This window comes from Flavobacterium sp., assembly GCF_031409475.1.
Taxonomy (GTDB): Bacteria; Bacteroidota; Bacteroidia; order Flavobacteriales; family Flavobacteriaceae; genus Flavobacterium.
In genome coordinates, this window is record NZ_JANNXH010000048.1 from 1 (window position 1) to 22,463 (window position 22,463).

The 22,463-nt window shown below is 34.0% G+C and carries 14 protein-coding genes; 2 read left to right on the top strand and 12 right to left on the bottom strand.

The window, feature by feature from the left end; genetic code table 11:
* The 5 genes from RMO53_RS09245 to RMO53_RS09265 form a co-directional block, all read right to left on the bottom strand.
* Positions 1 to 4,049: hypothetical protein (locus tag RMO53_RS09245; protein ID WP_310379916.1), on the bottom strand; the 4,049-nt coding region annotated here is incomplete at its 3' end.
* 584 nt (positions 4,050 to 4,633) lie between these two features.
* Entirely contained in the window at positions 4,634 to 6,658 is a 2,025-nt protein-coding gene (locus tag RMO53_RS09250) for a cytochrome c biogenesis protein CcdA (protein ID WP_310379917.1), read from the bottom strand.
* Entirely contained in the window at positions 6,658 to 7,971 is a 1,314-nt protein-coding gene (gene tilS / locus RMO53_RS09255) for a tRNA lysidine(34) synthetase TilS (protein ID WP_310379919.1), read from the bottom strand. The genes RMO53_RS09250 and tilS overlap by 1 nt, the downstream gene beginning before the upstream one ends.
* A 12-nt stretch (positions 7,972 to 7,983) precedes the next feature.
* A complete protein-coding gene (locus RMO53_RS09260; protein ID WP_310379921.1) occupies positions 7,984 to 9,138 on the bottom strand; it encodes an ATP-binding protein in 1,155 nt (384 codons plus the stop codon).
* Between the two features lie 102 nt (positions 9,139 to 9,240).
* Complete coding sequence (locus tag RMO53_RS09265; protein ID WP_310379922.1) at positions 9,241 to 10,527, bottom strand: anthranilate synthase component I family protein; 1,287 nt, start codon at positions 10,525 to 10,527, stop codon at positions 9,241 to 9,243.
* A 93-nt stretch (positions 10,528 to 10,620) separates the two neighbouring features.
* Between RMO53_RS09265 and RMO53_RS09270 the strand changes: the two genes are divergently transcribed.
* Entirely contained in the window at positions 10,621 to 10,998 is a 378-nt protein-coding gene (locus tag RMO53_RS09270) for a DoxX family protein (protein ID WP_310379923.1), read from the top strand.
* Between the two features lie 100 nt (positions 10,999 to 11,098).
* Here RMO53_RS09270 and lpdA read toward each other — a convergent pair whose 3' ends face one another.
* The 3 genes from lpdA to RMO53_RS09285 all read right to left on the bottom strand — a co-directional run bounded on the left by lpdA (position 11,099) and on the right by RMO53_RS09285 (position 13,716).
* Positions 11,099 to 12,502: a dihydrolipoyl dehydrogenase gene (lpdA, locus tag RMO53_RS09275; RefSeq protein WP_310379924.1), complete on the bottom strand. Its 1,404-nt coding sequence runs from the start codon at positions 12,500 to 12,502 to the stop codon at positions 11,099 to 11,101.
* A gap of 361 nt (positions 12,503 to 12,863) precedes the next feature.
* Positions 12,864 to 13,109 (bottom strand): hypothetical protein, encoded by a 246-nt coding sequence (locus RMO53_RS09280; protein WP_310379926.1) that lies wholly within the window; start codon positions 13,107 to 13,109, stop codon positions 12,864 to 12,866.
* 154 nt (positions 13,110 to 13,263) lie between these two features.
* Complete coding sequence (locus tag RMO53_RS09285) at positions 13,264 to 13,716, bottom strand: Lrp/AsnC family transcriptional regulator (protein WP_310379929.1); 453 nt, start codon at positions 13,714 to 13,716, stop codon at positions 13,264 to 13,266.
* Positions 13,717 to 14,109: 393 nt separating this feature from the next.
* Here RMO53_RS09285 and RMO53_RS09290 point away from each other — a divergent pair, with 393 nt between their 5' ends.
* Positions 14,110 to 15,312, top strand: coding sequence for an aminotransferase class V-fold PLP-dependent enzyme (locus RMO53_RS09290; protein WP_310379930.1), 1,203 nt, complete (start codon positions 14,110 to 14,112; stop codon positions 15,310 to 15,312).
* A 75-nt stretch (positions 15,313 to 15,387) separates the two neighbouring features.
* On the opposite strand, the gene RMO53_RS09295 is transcribed toward RMO53_RS09290, so the two are convergent.
* From RMO53_RS09295 to glgB, 4 genes are all read right to left on the bottom strand, one after another.
* A complete protein-coding gene (locus RMO53_RS09295) occupies positions 15,388 to 16,203 on the bottom strand; it encodes a M48 family metallopeptidase (RefSeq protein ID WP_310379932.1) in 816 nt (271 codons plus the stop codon).
* Positions 16,204 to 16,295: 92 nt separating this feature from the next.
* Positions 16,296 to 18,695, bottom strand: a complete 2,400-nt coding sequence (locus RMO53_RS09300; protein ID WP_310379933.1) for a glycoside hydrolase family 31 protein — start codon at positions 18,693 to 18,695, stop codon at positions 16,296 to 16,298.
* A 192-nt stretch (positions 18,696 to 18,887) separates the two neighbouring features.
* On the bottom strand, positions 18,888 to 20,504 hold the full coding sequence (locus tag RMO53_RS09305) for a T9SS type A sorting domain-containing protein (RefSeq protein ID WP_310379934.1): 1,617 nt from the start codon (positions 20,502 to 20,504) through the stop codon (positions 18,888 to 18,890).
* 41 nt (positions 20,505 to 20,545) lie between these two features.
* Positions 20,546 to 22,456 (bottom strand): 1,4-alpha-glucan branching protein GlgB, encoded by a 1,911-nt coding sequence (glgB, locus tag RMO53_RS09310; RefSeq protein ID WP_310379936.1) that lies wholly within the window; start codon positions 22,454 to 22,456, stop codon positions 20,546 to 20,548.
* Positions 22,457 to 22,463: the final 7 nt, after the last annotated feature.

The following is a 22,463-nucleotide window of genomic DNA, read 5'->3' on the forward strand; positions in this document are numbered from 1 at the left end:
GAAGGATTTCCATCACAATTATCAATTGCTGATGGTGTTGCAGCTGCTGGTACAGCATAACAACTTGCGGTTGCATCTGATGGAACTCCTGATAATACTGGTGCTGTTGTATCACTTACGGTGATTACTTGTGTTCCACTACTAGTGTTTGTTGTAACATCTGTAGCTGTCCAAATTCTTGTAATAGTATAATTATAATGTCCTAAACCTGATACGGTTTGAGTACTGGTTTCAACTAATGCAATCGAAGGATTTCCATCACAATTATCAATTGCTGATGGTGCTGCAGCTGCTGGTACAGCATCACAACTTGCGGTTGCATCTGCTGGAACTCCTGATAATACTGGTGCTTGATTGTCAGTTACAACAATCGTTTGGATAACTGGAGTAGCAGCATTTCCATTGCTATCGCTTACATTCCAAGTAATTGTTGTTGTTCCTACTGGATACACTGCACTTAATGGTTGTGAGTCACTGCGAACTCCTGTTGGTGCTCCAACTGAACAATTGTCTGTAGCCGAAGCGGATAATGTTACACTTGCTCCGCAAACATCTAAATCTGTATTTACGCTTTTGTCTCCGTTTGTTGCAATTACTGGAATTTGATTATCGGTTACAACTAGAGTTATAGCTGTTGGCGAAACTTGGCAACCATTTGCATCTGTTATAACCACATTATAAGTTCCAGCTACTAAACCAGATTGGTCTTGAGCAGTTGGATTTACTCCAGTTCCAGTCCAAGCATAAGTATAAGGATTTGCTGAACCATTAGTTAATGTTGCACTCAAATCATCTATTGCAAGACCATGATCGTTACCGCTATCATTTACATCAGTCCATCTCAACCATATTGTTTGACCCGCTGGAACAGAAACTGGAAAAGTTGCCATTTTTACACCTCTATTTGCTGGTGCGTTTCCGTCAAGTGCAATAGCAGCAGCAGAAGTATTAATTAAAGATGTAAAATCTAATACAGTATTTGGTGTCCATGTTCCAGAAAGTATTGAAACTGCATTAACTTGATAATCAAAAGCTAATTTTTGTGTATTAGTATTACTACCATTTCTCCATTGTTCTCCTGTATAGGATACACTAATTGAAGTTAGGGTTTGACTTGTTGTATTGGTTATTTTCCATGCACCAAGTATATTACTTGTTCCGCCAGAGGCTACAGAGCCCAATGCTCTTTCTGTTACGGAATTTGTTCCTGCTGCTCCAAAACTATATAATGCACCTGCTCCTGCAGAACCTGTTCCTGTTATATAATTTGCTGGTGTACTTCCATCTACGGATGCTAACCAATCCATTATTGTAATTCCATTATTCCAAGTTGTTGATCCACCAGATGCAGCAAGAATATCAAAATTTTCTGATTTACTTATTGAAGTAAAAGCTGTTCCTCCAGAAACTGTTAGATCTATCGACCCCGTATTTCCGCCAAAACAATCAACATTTGTTTGTGTTATTGTAGCTGCTATTAATGCAGGTTGAGTTATTGTTACTGAAACTGATGCAGTACAACCTTTAGCATCGGTAACGGTATAAGAATAGGATCCCGAAGAAAGTCCTGTTACAAGTCCTGTTCCTGAATATGGAGCAGTTCCACCAATTGCACTAATAGTAACTGTTCCTGTAGAACCTCCATTGCAAAGTACATTAGTGTGTGTTTCTGTGGCAACTAATACTGCTGGTTGTGTAATTAAAACAGTTTTTGTTATCGAACAACCGTTAACATCGGTTATTGTAAACGTTTGTGAACCAAAACTTAATCCAGTTTGTGCTGGAGTAATTACAAGTGTTCCTGTTCCTCCAGAAGTAGTAAAAACTACCGAACCATCAGAACCACCATTACAACTTACGTTTACCTGACTAGCTACTGTTGCCAATATTAATGTTGGTTCAGTAATTGTTACAGAAATCAATTTAGTACAACCGTTAGCATCAGTTACGGTATAAGATTGTGTTCCTGCTGATTGTTCAAAAGTTCCAGTTCCTGATAAAGTTCCAGTTCCTCCTGTTGCTCCAATGGTAACAGAAGATTTTCCGCCTTTACACAATATTGGAGTATGAGATTCGGTTACAACAATTAAAGCTGGTTGCCCCACAGTATAAGTAGCAGTACCACTGCCATTACTTGCATTAGCTGTTACAGTATAATCACCAGCAATTAATCCAGAAATATCCTCTGTAGTTGCACCATTTGACCAAGAATAAGTTACTCCTGTGGATGGAGCTGATAATATTGCAGTTAGGTCATCTATTGCAAGACCAGAATCGGCACCACTATCGTCAACATCTTGCCAACGAAGCCAGATTGAAGAACCCGATGGGATAGATACTGCAAAGGTAGCCGTTTTGAGCGTTCTATTTGAAGCTATATTACCATCTAATGTTGCCGCTGTTGCACTAATTACTGGACTTGTAAAATCCAACGTATTAATATCTGTATAAGTCCCTATGGCCTCATCAGTAGCATTAATGGCGTAGGTGAAATCGAGTTTACTTGAAGCGTTACTACCTCCATTTCTCCATTGTTCTCCAGTATAGGATATTGTAATTGAATTTACCGTTTGACCTGTAGTATTGTTGATTTTTACAGCGCCAAGTATTGAATTTACAGAACCAGATCCAATAGATCCCAATGCCCTTTCTGTAGATGATGTTGATCCAAAACTATAAAGTCCTCCCGAATTTGAGCCTCCATTAAAGGCAAAATATGCAGTTCTATTAGTAAACCAGTTTGCAATCGTACTATTGTCAGTCCAAGTAAATGATGGTGCTGTTGTACCCGATGTTGTTGTTGCTAACGAATTAAAATCTTGAGTATAAGTTTGCGTAATAGATGCAGCTGTTGGCGCACAAGAAACACTTAAATTAATTGCTCCATTGTTTCCTCCATTACAACTTGTATTGGTTACCACAGCTGTCGTAGCTATAGGCATAACGGTAAAAGTAGCTTTATAATTATTTCCTAAATTTGATAAAAATTTATCTCCACCCGCAGTAGCTGCTCTTGCAAATATTTCGATTGTATAATTTCCAGGAGTTAAATTAGTAAGATTAATGTTTTCTTGTACATCACGCCATCTTTGATCTACTCCGCTACATCCATTGCTATTACTCACACTTCCATCGCCAGCATTAAAATCTATGGTCTTTTCTATATAACCTCCAGATGGACTTCCAGTAGTGTAAACTCGATAATTAAGAAAAGTTCCTGTGATATTAGAGCCAAAGCATCTAAAAACGTTAAGTTCAGCTCCTTTAAGAATAAGGGTTCCTGAATCTTTACAAAATGATCCTAAGCTAGTACCGTCAAGTGAAGCATTAGATCCACAAGTGGTATTACTAAACATACAAAAACTAGAATCAGAACCGTTCCTATTAAAAACAGCAAATGAACTGTTAAAACCTGCATCTGCAACGGTAAACGAAGCTTTATAGTTTGCACTATTATTATCAAGTTTTCTATCTCCTAGAGATGAATTTAATAAAGAAAATATCTCAATTGTATAATTACCAGCTGGCAAACTACCTATAAGATCAACATTTTCTCCTAAATCTTTCCAACGCTGATCAGCTCCACCGCACCCGTTATTATTACTAAAACTTCCATCGCCAGAAACAAAATCAATACTTCGAGTTATAAAACCTCCAAATGGACTTCCTGCCGGATAAATACGATATTGCAAAAAAGTGCCTGAAATATCTGGTGTATTACCATTGCCGCTGCATTTATACACATTATGCTCAGCTCCTTTTAGAAGCAACGTATTTGAGCCCTTAACAAATGTTCCCAATGCTGCTCCGTCAAGTGAACCATTTAAGCCGCAAGTTGAGTTACTAAACATACAATAACTTGACAATGAACCATTGATGTCAAAAACTGCAAATGAGCTGTTAAAACCCGTAGATTGTGCTACAATACTATTTGTACTTGACAATAAAATAGCCATTGAAATAAACAGCCAATGCTTGTTTAAAGTTTTAAAAATTTCAGCAAAGACATTTTTCTTGTCTTTGTACTGGGGAAAGTAAGTTTTCATCATAATGTGTGGTTTAATTTATAAATAAAAAAACATCTCTTGGTTAAGTAAATAGAATTGGGGCTTCTGTAATTAATCAAATTCTATTTCTAAGGTCAGAAAAAAGGTTGTATCAGTCATTCTTTATTCAAGAAAACAAAACCTAATGGTCTAATTTTTAGTTATCGAACTTGCTAAACTAAATCAATATTGTTATAAAATTAGCTTTTTATTTAACTTTTCGATGAAAGTGCAAAAAGCGCCTATGAACGGAATGTTTTGTTATTTTAACGTAAATAAGTTAAGGCGTTTCTTATAAAAGTTGAAATAAGTATGCTTTTTAGTACTTTTTATTGTCAAAAAAAAACCGATTTGATCTTAGTTTTTAAGGAAGATAATTACGCAAACGTGATAGTGTTAAAAACTTTTTGCAATCATCACTACTTTAAGAATAATAGTGAAGGATATGATTGGTGCAATTTATTTTTTTGATAAAAATATAACTTGCTAATGAAACGGATTGTCTCGGCGTATAGGAGTAAAAAAATACCACAAATTCACAAATTGTAAATTAAATCTGCGAATCTGCTGCAATCCTTTTTATCTTTTTATTTATTGAATCCTGAGACGCCTGTTTTGAGCCAAGTCTCATATTCAGATACACTTACATAACTAATAGTTGGTTTTGCAACGTTGAGGCTGTTTCCCTCTAAATCTGTTAAAACATATAAAGGCTGTGTGTTAGTTTTATATTTAGTAATCATAAATTCTGTCCACTTGTCTCCTATTGTTTCTATTTCTGACCCAGTAGACTTAGAAATTCTTTGCTCGGTTCTTGGTAATTCACGTTTGTCATCAACGTATAATGAAATCACAACAACTTCATTTTTTAAAATCGATAAAATACGTTCATCTGACCAAACATTGTTTTCCATTTTTCTACAATTGACACATGCATAACCTGTAAAATCAAGCATTATGGGTTTGTTTACCGTTTTGGCGTAAGCCAAACCTTTGTCATAATCTTCGAAAACTACTATCTGATGTGGACCTAATTTAGCTCCTTCTGGCAAAACTACTGACGTTGTATTGTTTCCTGAACCTCCAAATCCTAGTGGACTTTCGCTATATTCTATAGGTGGCGGAAAAGCATTTATTAATTTTAACGGTGCACCCCAAAGTCCCGGAATTAGATAGATTGTAAAGGACAAAACCAGTAAACCAAAGGATAATCTTCCGACCGAAATGTGTGACGTTGGACTGTCGTGTGGCAAAGTAATTTTACCAAATAAATACAGGGCCAATGTTCCAAAAATTGCAATCCAAATGGCCAAGAATACTTCTCGTTCTAGTAAATGCAATTGTAAAACCAAATCTGCATTGGATAAAAATTTAAATGCTAATGCCAACTCTAGAAAACCCAAAACTACTTTAACCGTGTTGAGCCAACCACCGGATTTTGGCAACGATTGTAACCAACCAGGGAACATGGCAAATAACATAAAGGGTAAGGCTAATGCCAATGAAAATCCAAACATTCCGATGATGGGAGCAATCCCACCTTTAGAAGCTGCTTCGACTAAAAGTGTTCCAACAATAGGTCCAGTGCATGAAAACGATACAATTGCCAATGCCAATGCCATGAATAAGATACCTACAATTCCACCTTTATCCGCCTGATTGTCTACTTTATTTGCCCAAGAATTAGGCAACATTATTTCGAAAGCTCCTAAAAACGAAGCTGCAAAAACAACTAATAACACAAAGAAAATAATGTTAAACCAAACATTTGTTGACAAAGCATTCAATGCACCAGCACCAAAAATCCAACTAACTAACCAGCCCAATACAACATATATGATTATAATTGATACTCCATAGATAATTGCATTTCGTATTCCAGCAGCTTTGGTTTTACTTTGTTTTGTAAAAAAACTCACCGTCATAGGAATCATTGGGAACACACAAGGCGTAAGTAATGCCGCAAATCCTGAGAGAAATGCAATTATAAAAATCGACCATAAACCACGTTGCGAATCAGGTTTATTTCCTGAAGCTATGATTTGTTCTGGGGTTGCCTCGATTACACTACTCGATCCTAAACTTGGTTCTAACGAAGCTGTTTTTGTAGTATCTGTTTCATTTATTACAGGTTGTGAATTTGTTTCTAAACTTGGTGTTGAAGTTTCAGGGATAGTAAAACTGAAATTTTTCTCTTGGTTGATGCAGGATTGTTTACAAACTTGGTAATTTAAATCGACTTCTATTTTGGTGGTTTTTGGATTTGTAATAGAAACCTCTTGTTGAATTTGTGCTTTCTTAACAAAAAAGGTTTCATCAACTCCAAAAATTTCATTAAAAACAGTCGATGTTTTACTTTCTTTGGCTTTGCCAATCAAATTATAATTCCCTTTTTGGTTTTTGAAAATCAATTCTAGTGGCAATGGTCCGCCATCTGGAGTGAATTGCGAATACATGTGCCATTCGTTTTCTATGATACCGTTAAATGTTAGAATATAGTTGGTCTCTGATTTTTTTTCAATTTTAGTAGTCCATTTTACAGGATCTAAAATTTGAGCATCTCCTTTGGCGAAAGCCAAAAAAATAAGCGATATAAATAGTACTTTTTTCATTATTGTAATTCTATTTTAAGTATGTTTTTTGTTGTATTGTCTATTTTAAAACGTTCGTCTTGACGAATCCCTATAATCCAAACTATTTGATTATCAGAACATAAAATCCAAGTATTTTCTTTTTCAATCAATGATAATTTCTCATCTTTAAAAAGTTTACTTACCTTTTTTGTTTTTCCTTTCATTCCAAAAGGTTGAAAAATATTGCCTTCATTCCAACGACGGATAACCAATGGGAATTGAAGTTTATCTTCATCAACAAATATACTTGCATTGGAGACCAAACTTATGTCAGCTTCTTTACAAAAGGAAATTTTTAAGGGAACTTTAACTTCGTTTTGGGATTTTTCAACAAAATATTCCTGGTTTTCAACTAATGTGCTTACTGGAGTTAGGATAAGAAAATCTCTGTTTTTCAACAATCTAAATTGAGTTGAAAGCACTTGTTTTCCGGATTGACTTTCGACCAAATCATAAACTGATGCCCAATCAGAAAAATCAAATTCTTTGAGCCATTGATATAAATAGGCTTTATAATTAGTCATTTGAGTTAGTTTTTTTAAATTAAAAAAAACCGTCCCATCTTCTTGCTCTCTTACAACTTCTTGATATATAATATATTCCCCATCATTAACAATTGATGCTGCATCTTTGAGATGATTTTGTGTTTTTTGAAAAGAAAAAAGAAAATCGGGATTCAGTTCATTTAAAATTGGAACTAATTTATGTCTTATTTTATTTCGCAAATATTTATCCGAAGCATTACTACTGTCTTCTCGCCATTCAACAAAATTTTTCTTGGCATAATTCTCAATTTCGTTACGTGAAAAAACTAGAAGAGGTCGAATTACATTTTCATTTTGAGACGGAATTCCCGTCAAACCCTCTAGTCCAGTTCCTCGAACGAAATTGATTAGAAAAGTTTCTAGGTTGTCATCAGCGTGATGTGCTGTAAGAATATAATCGAAATTCTCAGTTTCTAGCAATTCGTAAAACCAGTTGTATCGTAGCTCACGAGCAGCAACTTGTGTAGAGAGTTTATAATCTTTGGCAAAAGCCTCCGTATCAAATTGAGTTACAAACAACCTAATATTGTTGGAGGCAGCATAATCTTGAACAAATTTTTCATCCTGAAAACTTTCTATTCCACGAAGTTGAAAATTACAATGAGCCATGGCGATTGCGTAATTTGATTTCTGAAATAAATCTACCATTACCATACTGTCTAAACCACCACTTGTTGCCAAAAGCAGTTTTTTTCCGTTTAGAAAAGGGAAGTTTTGATTGATGTGGTTTAGGAATTTTTGTTGCATATTCAAATTTAGTTATTTTAAATCATACCACGAAATAACATTGGCAATGGTTCTTTTTTGATTTTCTAAGCCTGCATAAACTAAGGTTTTAGATTTTACATTTTCTTTGGCTAATGTCTCAAAATACTCAATGCCTTTGAATAAATTATGCATAATGGTCTTGGTCGATTTGATTTCAATAATATTATACCTAAAATCATCTTGACGAATTAAATCGACTTCGTGGCCCGATGCATCACGCCAAAACCAAAATTCATCAAAATTATTTTGATGATAATTCTGTTTTACATATTCCGAAATTATCATATTTTCGAATAAGTTGCCTTTGAAAGCATTTTCACTAATTTGATTTTCATCCTTGATTTTCAATAAATGACAAAGCAATCCCGTATCATAAAAATACAATTTAGGTGTTTTGATAATCCGTTTATTGAAATTATTGTGCAATGGCTGCAACAAAAATACAATATAACTGCTTTCTAAAGCTGACAACCAAGACTTTGCTGTAGGCTGTGAAATTCCACAATCTATTGCTAGATTATTCAGGTTCAATAAATGTCCCGCACGACCAGCACACAAGCCCAAAAACATTCGGAACGAACGTATGTTTTGTATGTTGACTAAATCAGTAATATCGCGCTCAACATAGGTTTGAATATAACTGTTATAAAAGTTTTTTGAAGGAATGTCTCTATCGTAAATTGCTGGATAAAAACCTTTTAACATTGTTTTTATATAATTTTTATCTAATAAATTTTTGGATTTTAATTCGTTAAAATCCAATGGAAATAATTTCAAAATCGCAACACGACCCGCTAGGCTTTGCGTAATGCTTTTCATTAAATGAAAGTTTTGTGAACCAGAAAGAATGTATTGTCCCATTATTTTGTCGTTATCTACTTTTGTTTGTAAATACGAAAACAATTCAGGTACTCGTTGTGCTTCATCGAAAATACAAAATTTATCGTATTTTTCGAAGAAACCTTTTGGGTCATTTGTCAAAAAATTTCGAGCATCAACATCTTCTAAACTCAAGTATTGATACTCCGGAAAATTTTCTTTTAGCATGGTAGTTTTTCCAGACTGTCTTGGTCCAGAAATAGCAAGAATAGGATACATTTTTCTATTCTCGTTAATTGCATTTACTATTTCTCTATTTATATCCATAAGTACTTGATTATAAATACAAATGTAAAACATTATTTTGAATAAACAACACTCAAACTTTGAATTAACAGAGGTTTTATTTTGAATTAACAGACACTTTATTTAACTCAAAACTTCTAACATTGCTTTTGCTTTAATCAAACATTCTTCATACTCCTTTTCAGAAACTGATTGAGATGTTATGGCACTTCCTACAGAAAAAGAAATGTATTTATTTTCTTGATTGTAAAGTATGCTTCGGATGACAACATTAAAATCAAAATCGCCAGAAGGTGTGAAATAACCTACAGCTCCACTATATAATCCGCGCTTGGTCTCTTCTAGTTCTTCAATGATTTTCATTGCTGAAATCTTTGGAGTTCCCGTCATACTTCCCATTGGAAACGTAGATTTAACAACCTCGTTAACAGAATACTGACTGTCTATTTTTGAAGTGATTGTTGTAATCATTTGATGTACTTGTTCGAATGAATATACAACGCACAATTCTTCGACTTTTACAGAGCCTTTTTGTGCAGTACGAGACAAATCGTTTCGGACTAAATCTGTAATCATAATGTTTTCGGCACGTTCTTTTGGATCTAAAGCCAATTGAATCTTTGCTCTTTCGTCTTCGATTGGATCACGAAACCGTTTGGCTGTTCCTTTTATGGGTTGAGAAATAATTTTATCGGCTACTTTTTTTAAATAGCGTTCCGGTGATGCAGAAAAAAGAAATTGAGAATCATTTTTGAAAAAAACAGCTAAAGGCGATTTAGAAATTGTATTGAGTTTTTCGAATAGTTCTAATGGATTTATTGTAGCGTTTTCAGCAAAAAACTCCATACAAAAGTTAGCTTCATAAATAGCACCACGATTTATATAGTCTAACATCAAAGTAATTTTTTTGAGATAACTCTCTTTTGAAATGCGTTGCTTCACTTTGACTGGGCTCAATTTGACAAATGGCAAAGATTGTAATTCACTAATTACATTAAAATCTTCTTCAACTTCATCATCGCACATATTAAGGTATTGAATATCGAGTTCGTTTCCTTTTAATAAAAAAATTTTCTTAGGCTGAAAGAAAAATAAATCCGAAAAATTCAATCCATCGTGGTTATTGGAATGTAAGGCTTCGATATCATTCTTTAGATCATAGGATAAATACCCAAAAAGCCAGTCTCTTGTTACTTGTTGGTATTGTTTTAAATCTTCAAAAGCGTTGTGATAATCTGTTTTGATTGATGTAAAAGCATCGACAGCAAGGATACAATCAAAGCTAGAATACTCTTGTGGGTAATCATTGCTGTCCATAAAAACAACTTCTCTTGATTGTTGTGACCAAGTTAAAAGTTGATTTTTAAACAGTATTGGGTTAGAAATAAACTTATGAATTGAAGTTCTCAAATGAATTAATTATTTAAAAAAACCAAATTTACAACAATTTTAATTTAGTTTTTTTTACATTTATAGTAAATATAACCTCTAAAACTGTTAATTATGAAAATCGCAACCATTATTATCCGAACTTTAATTGGGTTTTTACTTCTTTTTGCATCCATTAGTTTCTTTTTAAAATTAGCTCCAGAACAAACATCAACTGGAGATTTTAAGGCGTTTAATGTAGGTTTAATGGCATCGACCTATTTAATGCCATTAGCAAAAAGTATTGAATTTCTTTGTGGACTTGCCTTTGTCACAAATCGATATGTAACACTAGCTAATATTTTAATCATGCCCATAACCATAAACATTTTGTTTATTAATTATTTTTTGGCACCTTCGGGAATGCCTATTGCTGTATTTATGTTTCTAGGAAACCTATTCTTAATTTACAGCTATTGGGCTAATTATAAAAGCTTGTTTATTGCCAAATAGTTCTAACTTTTAAAATCGAAAACCCGTCTAGTTCTCTAAAAACAAGACGGGTTTTATTATGACACCTACAAGGTATTGAAAACCTTGCAGGATAAATTAATTACACATGCAACGCTCTGTTATCGGTTGCTGCTAATGCTGCTTCTTTAATTGCTTCTGCAAATGTTGGATGTGCGTGGCTCATTCTCGAAATATCTTCGGCTGAAGCTCTGAATTCCATAGCGGTAACGGCTTCTGCAATTAAATCTGCACAACGTGCGCCAATCATGTGAACGCCAAGAACTTCATCAGTTTTCGCATCGGCAAGAATTTTTACAAATCCGTCTAAATCTCCGCTGGCTCTTGCTCTGCCCAATGCTTTGAAAGGGAAACTTCCTGATTTGAATTCAATACCAGATGCCTTAAGTTGCTCTTCGGTTTGACCAACAGCAGCAACTTCCGGCCAAGTGTAAACTACTCCTGGAATTAAATTATAATTGATATGTGGTTTTTGACCTGCCAAGATTTCGGCAACCATAGTTCCTTCTTCTTCGGCTTTGTGCGCTAACATTGCTCCACGAACTACATCACCAATGGCATAAATATTTTGAATATTGGTTTGTAAATGGTCGTTGACTTCTACCATTCCTCTATCGGTAAGTTTCACTCCTGCTTTTTCTGCGGAAAGTCCATCAGTATAAGGACGTCGACCAACAGAAACTAATGAATAATCGCCTTCTAAAGTAATGGTTTCTCCTTTTGCATTTTCGGCTTGAACGGTAACTGTATTTCCTTTTCTTTCAACCGATTTAACTTTATGAGAAACATAGAATTTCATACCTTGTTTTTTCAAGACTTTGGTCAATTCTTTAGACAATGAACCATCCATTCCAGGAATAATTCGGTCCATAAATTCAACTACCGAAACTTGAGCTCCAAGTCTTAAATAAACTTGTCCCAATTCAATCCCGATAACTCCACCACCAATAATTACTAGGTGTTTTGGAACTTCTGGCAATTTTAATGCTTCGGTCGAAGTGATGATTCTTTCTTTATCAATTTTTATAAACGGAAGATTCGATGGTTTAGAACCTGTTGCTATAATGATGTTTTTTCCTTCGATAGTTTCAGAAGTTCCGTCAGCTTTTGCAATGGCAACATGTGTTGCATCTACAAAAGAACCCAAACCATTAAAAACTGTGATTTTATTTTTGTCCATCAAATAATTGATTCCACCTACAGTTTGGTCAACAACTGCTTGTTTGCGGGCAATCATTTTCTCTAGATTTACTTTTACTTCACCTGAAACTTCGATTCCGTGATCTTCAAAATGTTTGATTTCAGCATAATGATGCGATGACGACAACAATGCTTTTGATGGAATACAACCTACATTGAGGCAGGTTCCACCTAGTGTTGTGTATTTTTCGATGATGGCTGTTTTGAAACCTAATTGTGCGCAACGAATTGCTGACACATATCCGCCTGGACCGGAACCTATAATGACTACGTCAAATGAACTCATAGTTTTTTATTTTTAAGTGAAGCAAATTTACGAATTTAATTACAATAGCAATGGCAAAAATCAATTGCAATTTCATTCAAATTAAGGTTTTTTTGTGGGATTTCTTGAAGTATGAAAAACGGAATGAATAATAACATCTTCATTGTAAATTTCAAAAATTATTACAAATGGAAATTTTTTAAGCGGTAATTCTCTGTAAAACGACTCTTTTTTAATCTCAAACAATTCAGGATTAGTTTTAAGAATCTTATAGTAACTTTATAAATAAATAAAAAATCGTTTTCCTAATCCTTTGCTTCTATTTTCATAATAGGCGATACTTTCATCGACTTCAAATTCAGCAAGTTTTAAAATTTTAATTTTAAAAACCATATTTCTGATTCAGTCGTTGTTCCATTTCATCCCAAGAAGTAGCAGATTCTATACCCGAAAGATATTTTTCTCGAGCTTCCGCCAATATATTATAATGAGAATCTGGAACAACAGAAATTATATTTTCAGAATTTATTGAGTCAAAAACGCCTTCAAGGATTTCAAGTTTAGAATCGTCTTGAATGAATTTATCAAAATCTTGAATAATTTTTTTTCTTAATTCTAAAGTTTCCATTTGAAGTATTTTTTATCAAATTTAAGTAATTTTAGCTACGAATTTCACTAAATATTTGTCTAAATAAAATTTATAATATTTTTTCGCCACAGATTTAAAAGATTCTTACAGATTTTTCTATTCATTGAATCTTTTAAAATCAGCGGAAAAAAAATTAAACCGAATAAACAGTTGTGTTTTTTACTTCGCCAATCATAAAGGTGCTGTGTGTACTGCCTATGTGGTTGAGTGTGGTTAGTTTTGTTACCAAGAATTCACGGTATTCGTCCATGTCTTTTACACAAATTTTAAGAATGTAATCGTAATCACCACTTACGTGAAAACATTCTAGTACTTCATCAAGTTTTACAACTTCTTTTTCGAATTGATTAATGAATTCTTTGGTGTGTTGCAACAGCTTTAAATGACAAAAAACTACAAATCCTTTATTGATTTTGTTTCTATTTAAAAGCGCCACGTATTTATCAATAATTCCTTCCCGTTCTAACTTTTTAATACGTTCGTAAACTGCTGTGACTGATAGATTAAGTTTTAAAGATAATTCCTTGATTGTTTTTTTGGTGTCGGTTTGAAGTAATTGTAGTAGTTTTTTGTCGGTTGTGTCCATATTAGAAAAAGTTCTGAGTTATGAGTTATTTGTTATGAGTCAAAAATCTAATAAATAGAAAAATTATGGTCAAATTTAGAAATATTTTCATTAATAATTAATATAATTAGTTTTATATTCTAAATTAATATTATTATGTTGTAAATCAATCTAATTATTTGTTTTTTTGATGAATGTTAATTAATAACATAAAGCCCTAGCCCAGATAGAAGTGAAAATCCTTTCTTGTCTTGAACTTGTTTCAAGATCTTGAAACAAGTTCAAGACAAGAAAGATTGCAACGGATAGCTGGAAATAGCTTTAAAAAAAAACAATTAATCAAAATTGAGCAAGAGATTAACTGCACTCAGTTCGCTGTGCTCGGGTGTCTTCGTGCCTCGCAATGACTAAATTATGAAAAACTTCAATCCTGCTGACAACATTCAAGACTTACAATATTTTGGCGAATTTGGCGGTGTAAATCCATCGATTTCTGACAGTTCTACTTATACATTTCTATCTGCAAAAACGATGTTTGACACTTTTGAAGGAAATATGGAAGGTTGCTACTTGTATTCTCGACATTCGTCTCCAAGTAATTTGTATCTCGACAAAGCGATGGCTGCGATGGAAGGAACGGAAACGGCAAATGTATCCGCATCTGGAATGGGAGCAATTACTCCTACTCTTTTGCAACTCTGCGAACAAGGTGATCATATTGTTTCGAGCAGAACTATTTATGGTGGAACGTATGCTTTTTTGAAGAATTTTACCCCAAGACTTGGAATCAAAACTACGTTTGTTGACATCACAAAGTTAGCGGTTGTTGAAGCTGCAATTACAGCAAACACAAAGGTTTTGTATTGTGAAACTGTGAGTAATCCACTTCTTGAAGTGGCAGATATTGCTGGTTTAGCCGTTATTGCAAGAAGACATAATTTGAAATTAGTTGTTGATAATACTTTTTCACCGCTGTCTGTTTCTCCAGTAAAATTAGGCGCTGATATTGTGATTCACAGCTTAACAAAATACATCAACGGAAGCAGCGATACAGTTGGCGGTGTTACTTGTGCTTCGCAAGAATTTATTGATAAGTTGAAAAATGTAAATTCGGGTGCGAGCATGCTTCTTGGACCTACAATGGATAGTTTGCGCTCGGCAAGTGTGATGAAAAACTTGCGCACGTTGCATATTAGAATAAAACAACATAGTTATAATGCGTTGTATCTAGCGAAGCGATTTGAAAAAGATGGTTTGAAAACGGTTTATCCTGGTTTAAAAAATCACCCGAGTCATAATTTGTATGCTGGGATGATAAATCCGGAATATGGTTTTGGAGGCATGATGACTGTAGATGTTGGAACTTTAGATAAAGCCAATGAATTGATGGAGTTGATGCAGGAACGAAATTTAGGTTATCTAGCGGTGAGTTTAGGATTTTACAAAACGTTATTTTCCGCTCCTGGAACTTCTACTTCGTCTGAAATTCCTCCAGAAGAGCAAGTAGAGATGGGATTGACCGATGGATTGATTCGGTTTTCTATAGGTTTAGACAATGATATTGAGCGGACTTACCAAATGATGAAAGCGTGTATGATTGAGGTTGATGTATTGTAATAAATGATTACAAAAATTTAAAATATCCGTTCCATAATTTTATGAAACGGATATTTTAATTAAATTCTTTTAGAATTAATTCATAACTCCAACTTTTGCAGCTATAGCTCTTGCTTCTGGAATTAATGCTTTTAGATTAGCAATCCTAGTAGCATCGGATGGATGCGTACTCAATATTTCTGGTGGTTTTTGCCCATCAGAACTGGCAGACATTCTTGACCAAAAAGTAACTGATTCATCTGGGTTGTAACCTGCAATTGTCATTAGAATAAGACCTATTTTGTCGGCTTCGGTTTCGTGGCTTCTACTAAAAGGCAACATTCCTCCTACTTGTGATCCAATTCCATAATATTGCTGCCACATTTTTTGTTTGTCCTCAGTTTGGTTTCCTGTTGCTACGCTAACTACAACTCCTCCAATTTGTTGCACTTGTGCTGCGCTCATTCGTTGTGCGCCATGATCGGCTAATGCATGTGAAACTTCGTGTCCCATTACGGTTGCTAATCCTGCATCGTTTTTTGTAATTGGCAAAATACCCGTGTAGATAACAATTTTCCCTCCAGGCATACACCAGGCATTAATTGCTTTGTCGTCGACAAGTTTATATTCCCAACGGTAGTCTTTTAGATGTTGTGACATACCAATAGAAGTTAAATATTTTTGAGCAGCATTTTTAATTTTCAATCCTACCTCTTCAACTCGTTTTGCATCTTGAGTTCCGGTAATTACTTTACTTTTTTTCAAAAAATCACCATACTGTTGAAAAGCTGATGGAAACAACTGTGAATTTGAAACAAAATTCAATGGTTTTTTGCCTGTTAAAGGATTTGTAGCACAAGAGAACATCAAAGCTATTGTACAAATTTCTAGTAACAATAAGTGTTTTTTCATGATTGTGTGTTTTAATATTACCCAAAAATACAACCTTTTTGTTTTTATCTGCTTATATAATTATATCTAAAAGTAGCAATATTATTGTTCCCTTATTCACCTATAATATGCAGTTCTGTAAACTCCTTATTGAGTATTAAAAAATTGGAAGATTCAAAAGACTTTTTATCAAATATAATTTTTTCGTTATCAATTTCGATTTCTTTGACTTTAAAAGCTAGTCCAATAAGGTTAATTTTGTATTTTGTATAATTGGTATCGTACTTTCCTTCTTTGTGTAATTGAATAATCAATTCATTATCTTTACCAATGGTTTTGAAAGACAGGAAACTATACCTTCCTTTTTTGTAGTCGTATCCATCTTGAGCATCCTCGTAAACAACTGATTTTTCAACACCAACTCTATAATAAATATCAAGAATCAATTCGTCAAAATCAAGTTCACCCACATACTGTTGAACTGGATATTTTGGGATTACTGCTCCGGCTTTTACAAATACCGGAATTTCATCAAATTTTGTACCTACCCAAACTTCTTTTCCACCATTGAACAATTCATTTGTCCAGTAATTATACCATTGCCCTTTAGGGATGTACATTCTTCTGCCTAAAGAATTTGGCTCTATAATTGGACATACTAATATTTGATTTCCAAACACAAATTCATCGTTACGATAATGGGTTTGAATATCATCTTGATCATAATAAACGAGTGGTTTTAACATTGGAATACCTTCTTCAATGTATTGATAAAACATAGTATATAAATAAGGTAATAATTGGTAACGAAGATTAACAAATTTTCTAGTTATATCAATTACTTCTTCGTCAAAAGCCCATGGCTCTTGATCTCCATGATCTCCTGAGGAATGTGTTCTACAAAACGGATGAAAAACACCCAGTTGGATCCAACGAGCATATAATTCCCCTGTAGGTTGTTCTGCAAATCCACCAATGTCTGAACCTGTGAAACCCATTCCAGATAAACACATGCGTTGCACCTGAATGTTAGCAATCCATAAATGTTCCCAAGTTGCAACATTATCGCCAGTCCAAGATGAAGTATAACGTTGCGCTCCAGCATAAGCTGATCTAGTAATTACAAATGGTCGTTTTGGATAAGAAAAACGTTTTACTCCATGATAGGTTGCTCGAGCCATTTGTGTACCATAAATATTATGGGCTTTTCTATGACTACAAGGATTTCCGTCATAATCATGACGCACATCCATTGGAAAAGTTTTATTAGGAACTTCCATTACGGCTGGTTCATTCATATCATTCCACACGCCTTTAACACCAATTTCTGAAATTAATTCTTTGAATAATCCAGCCCACCATTCTCTAACTGCTGGGTTTGTATAGTCAGGAAAATTACATTCTCCCGGCCAAACTTTTCCTTTCATATAAGGTCCATCGGCACGTTTACAAAAATAATCTTTTTGTAATGCTTCGTTATATATTGAATATTCTTTATCTATTTTTATTCCTGGGTCAATGATTACGACGGTTTTAAACCCATCTTCTGCTAGTTCTGCCACCATTCGTTTTGGGTCAGGAAAATACTCTTTGTTCCAAGTAAAACATCTAAAACCTTCCATATAATCAATATCGAGATAAAGAGCATCACATGGAATTTTCAATTCCCTAAATTTTGCTGCCACTTCTTTTAGGTTGCTTTCTGGATAATAACTCCACTTACATTGATGATATCCTAATGCCCAAAGCGGCGGTAGCTCTGGTTTACCGGTCAAATCTGTATAGGTTGTAACTACATCTTGCATTTGTGGGCCATAAATGAAATAATAATTCATTTCGCCTCCTTCGGCCCAAAAGCTAGTTACGTTTCTTCTTTCATGGCAAAAATCGAAATAAGTTCTAAAAGTATTATCAAAGAAAATTCCGTACGATTGCTTATTATGCAATCCGATATAAAAAGGAACGACTTTATATAAGGGTTCTTGATCTTTTTGAAAAGCGTATTGATCTGTAGCAAAGTTTTCTAAACGTTTTCCTTTCAAATTTAAATGCGTGGCTTTATCGCCAAGTCCATAAAAACATTCTCCGTCTCTAGAAGCTTTACTCATTTTTACGATATTACCGCCAAATTCATAACTTTCTTCCCAGTGAAATCCTAATTCGTCCTCGAGTATTAAATTTTCTTTTAAGTCAAAAATAGAAACCCTTAAATCTGCTTTTTGAATTCTACATTGTACTTTGCTTGTTTTTATTTGGTAATAAACTTTTTCTTCTGTTACTTCAAGAAAGTTATAACCATGAGAATGACTTTTATCTATTGCATACGAAAAATCGTTGCTGAAATATCCTTTTGTAGTAAATCTAAAACGAATCATACTGTCTCTTAACACTACTACTTTTAGAATTACATTGTTGTCCGTGTGAAAACTTACTGAATCTACTTCTTTTTCAAATGATACTATTTTGGTTGGGTATAAATCTCCTTTATATTCTAATTCTGTATTTGTAATCATATTTTTGGCAATTAATTTTAGTTAGTTTTGGTCTCCAAAAATACAAAAACGCCTCTTGAATAACTTATAAAAATTGATAAATCAACGAAAACGTTATAGTGATTTATGATATAAAAATAATCTTATAAATTGGCATCGTTTATCCTGAATTTAACAAAAAACCTACTGAGTTATTCTACTGATTTTTGTAGATCAATAATTAAAAACTATTTTAAAAGAGTAAGAAGTATTGTTTTTCTGATCTATTTTTAGAATATAAATTCCTCTAATAAAATTAAAACCAGAAAGATCAATTGTATTTGAACCTCTATTTAATTTCTGGTCTTTGAGTTCCAATAGTTTCTTGCCTGATAAATCAGTAACTACTAAATTTGTATTCGTTTCGATAGCGGAATTTAGCTTAATTAAGTTTGCATTTAGGACTGTGCTTTCTAGAAAAATTAAGTCTGCTTTTTTCTCGATTGGTTTTAATCCAAGTGAATTTTTGAAAATTAAATAGATCATACTTTCTGAAGGTATCGAATAATTTTGAGCATTATTCCAGTTTAAATCCGTTTCGCTAATCGCATTTTTGAGTTCTATTTTTTTATAAGTAATTCCGTTTGCTGGTCCGTTCGTAAAACTAACATTGACTGTTTTGTCTACTAAACTGCGATTGCAAATCATTACGGAATTGTACGATGCTCCTTTCACTGCTAGAATTTTTATGTCGGAGTCGGTCGATGTTGAATTTACAAAGCTTCCATAAAAATTATTCGATAAAATTTTAAGATTATAATACGCTGGACGTTTAGAGTTATTTGGTGCTAATTTACCATAAACACCATCTCTATCGTTAAAAAGCATGATGCTGGAAATTGCTTTTGATTTGATTGCAGATTCAAATAAAAGTGCATCCCATACTGCTCCAACATTTGATTTCATTTTACCATCAGTATCATTTGTAAATGTATAGGTCATGTTTGTTTCTGACAACCATATTGGGACAGAAAGCGAAACTCCTGCTGATGTTGCTATACTTCTCACATTATCAACTCCGCCATATCCTAGAAAAGTTGCATCGTTATATAATAAATTATTTGCTGGTGCAGTATTTTCGCCTCCGTACAAATGGTAATCAATAAAATCCAAATTGTTTTTAGTTAATCGATAAAAATCATATTGCGCACTGTTGTTCCACCAAGGTTGGCTTATGGCAAAAGCTCCTATTTGAATAGTAGGATCTATCCATTTCATTTTTGTATAACAAGCTAAATATATGGTGGCTAGATCTGAAATGTTTCCGTTGTAATTGGATTCTAATTCATTAAAAACAGACCAATACTTGACCTTTTTTGCTAAATCAATATTTACAATTTGAACCAAATTTGCGCACCAATCAGCATAAACTTGAGCATTAGAAACATTCATGTTTTTTACATCAATTCCGTCTTTTGAAAGCCACTGTGGGAAATTAAAAATAGAAATCATTTTGTTAGGAACATTTGATTGTGCTTCCAAACATCCATCAATAACACTGCTTCTCCAAGTTTGATTAGTGGTATCGTACCAACTTTTGCTATTTGAATTGAGGGTCATTTCATAAGCATGAAACCTGACTATACTCAAATTTAACTCAGCCATAGCGGTTTTATATTCAAAATCGTTATTGATTCCGTTTAGAGTTCCGTCCCAAATATTGATTCCAAAGATTTTATCAGGAACTTGTCCTTCAATCGTATTCCAGTTGATGTTTATATTTTGAGAGTAGTTTTTTGCAAAAAGCCCTAAAAAAAATAGGGCTATTACTTTAAAATATAGAGGTCTCATTTTCAATTTAAAACAATAAAAATTTTATTTATTTATTACTATTATTTTGTAGAAATTTTAAAAACGGTAACACTCAAAGGCGGAAGCAGTAATTCTATAGAATAATCTCTACCATCATAAGGTGAAGCTTCGATTGCTAATTTAGCCGCAGTTTCTATACCACTACCGCCGTAAATTGTTGCGTCACTATTGAATATTTGTGTCAATTTTCCTTTTTTAGGCATGCCAATTCTATAATTTTCACGAACCACTTGAGTAAAATTGCAAACTATTATTAGGTCGTCTTTCGGCTTATTTCCTTTTCGTATAAATGACATTACTGCATTTTGATGATCGGAGTAGTTTATCCATTCAAAACCCTCAGGGCTGAATTGTTTTTCGTGTAATGCTGGTTGCGATTTATATAAAGCATTTAAATCTGTAATTGTTTTTTTGACACCGTTATGAAAACCATATTGCAACAAATGCCAATCTAAACTTCCTTCGAAATTCCACTCGGCACTTTGCCCGAACTCACTTCCCATGAACAATAATTTTGCTCCAGGATGTGTAAACATATAGCCGTAAAGCAATCTTAAATTTGCAAATTTCTGCCACTCGTCACCGGGCATTCTTCCTGCAATAGATTTTTTGCCATAAACGACTTCGTCGTGAGAAAGTGGCAACATGAAATTTTCCGAAAAAGTATAGGTCATCGAAAAAGTCAAATCGTTTTGATGGTATTTTCGATAAACAGTATCTTTTTGAAAATACTCTAATGTGTCGTGCATCCAACCCATCATCCATTTCATTCCAAATCCTAATCCTCCAGCAAATGTTGGTCTGGATACCATTGGGAAAGACGTACTTTCTTCGGCAATGGTTTGTACACCTTCAAAATTAGAATAAACTGCTTCGTTGAATTCTTTTAAGAAACTTATTGTATCTAGATTCTCTCTTCCTCCATAAATATTGGGTTCCCATTCGCCATCTTTTCTGGAATAATCTAGATATAGCATCGAAGCTACAGCATCTACTCGAAGTCCATCTACATGATAATGTTGCAACCAGAAAATGGCGTTGCTAATCAAGAACGAACGCACTTCACTTCGACCATAATTAAAAACTAAACTTTTCCAATCCGGATGATACCCTTTTCTTCGGTCAGGATGTTCAAATAAATTTGAACCGTCAAAAAATCCTAAACCGTGTGCGTCATCAGGAAAATGTGATGGAACCCAATCAAGAATTACGCCAATTCCTGCTTGGTGTAATTTATCGACTAATACCATAAAATCCTGTGGTTTTCCAAATCGTGATGTTGGCGCAAAATAGCCTACAAGTTGATAACCCCATGATGGATCATAAGGATATTCCATTATAGGCATGAATTCTACGTGTGTAAAACCGGTTTCCTTAATGTAGCTTACTAAATCTTCGGCTAGTTCTAAATAAGTTAGAAATTTTCCTTCTGCGTTGCGTTTCCAAGAACCTAAATGGACTTCATAAACAGAATAAGGTTTGTCTAAACCGTTATAATCCTTTCGGGTTTCCATCCAGTTTTTGTCTTTCCATTTATAGTCTAAATCCCAAATTACAGAAGCTGTATGTGGCGGATGTTCACAGTACAATGCAAATGGATCGGCTTTTTCGGTAATGATTCCGCCGTTATTGGATTGTATTTTGTATTTATAAGTAGCTCCTTTTTCGATACCTGGAATAAATCCTTCCCAAATTCCGGAAGAATCCCACCGAACTTGTAGTTGATGATCTCCTTGAATCCAAAAATTAAAATCCCCAACAACAGAAACCGATCGAGCCGATGGTGCCCATACGGCAAAATAAACTCCTTTTACACCATTAACTTCAATTAAATGTGCTCCTAATTTTTCGTATAATCTAAAATGTTTTCCTGCTTTGAATAAATCAATGTCAAAATCAGTAAAAAGGGAATGCGGTTGTACTTGGCTCATTTTGTTT

Bases quoted from the DNA above. Each gene is read 5' to 3' on its own strand.
- RMO53_RS09250 (WP_310379917.1), bottom strand. From the start codon at position 6,658: ATGAAAAAAGTACTATTTATATCGCTTATTTTTTTGGCTTTCGCCAAA.
- tilS (WP_310379919.1), bottom strand. From the start codon at position 7,971: ATGCAACAAAAATTCCTAAACCACATCAATCAAAACTTCCCTTTTCTA.
- RMO53_RS09260 (WP_310379921.1), bottom strand. From the start codon at position 9,138: ATGGATATAAATAGAGAAATAGTAAATGCAATTAACGAGAATAGAAAA.
- RMO53_RS09270 (WP_310379923.1), top strand. From the start codon at position 10,621: ATGAAAATCGCAACCATTATTATCCGAACTTTAATTGGGTTTTTACTT.
- lpdA (WP_310379924.1), bottom strand. From the start codon at position 12,502: ATGAGTTCATTTGACGTAGTCATTATAGGTTCCGGTCCAGGCGGATAT.
- RMO53_RS09280 (WP_310379926.1), bottom strand. From the start codon at position 13,109: ATGGAAACTTTAGAATTAAGAAAAAAAATTATTCAAGATTTTGATAAA.
- RMO53_RS09285 (WP_310379929.1), bottom strand. From the start codon at position 13,716: ATGGACACAACCGACAAAAAACTACTACAATTACTTCAAACCGACACC.
- RMO53_RS09290 (WP_310379930.1), top strand. From the start codon at position 14,110: ATGAAAAACTTCAATCCTGCTGACAACATTCAAGACTTACAATATTTT.
- RMO53_RS09295 (WP_310379932.1), bottom strand. From the start codon at position 16,203: ATGAAAAAACACTTATTGTTACTAGAAATTTGTACAATAGCTTTGATG.
- RMO53_RS09300 (WP_310379933.1), bottom strand. From the start codon at position 18,695: ATGATTACAAATACAGAATTAGAATATAAAGGAGATTTATACCCAACC.
- RMO53_RS09305 (WP_310379934.1), bottom strand. From the start codon at position 20,504: ATGAGACCTCTATATTTTAAAGTAATAGCCCTATTTTTTTTAGGGCTT.
- glgB (WP_310379936.1), bottom strand. From the start codon at position 22,456: ATGAGCCAAGTACAACCGCATTCCCTTTTTACTGATTTTGACATTGAT.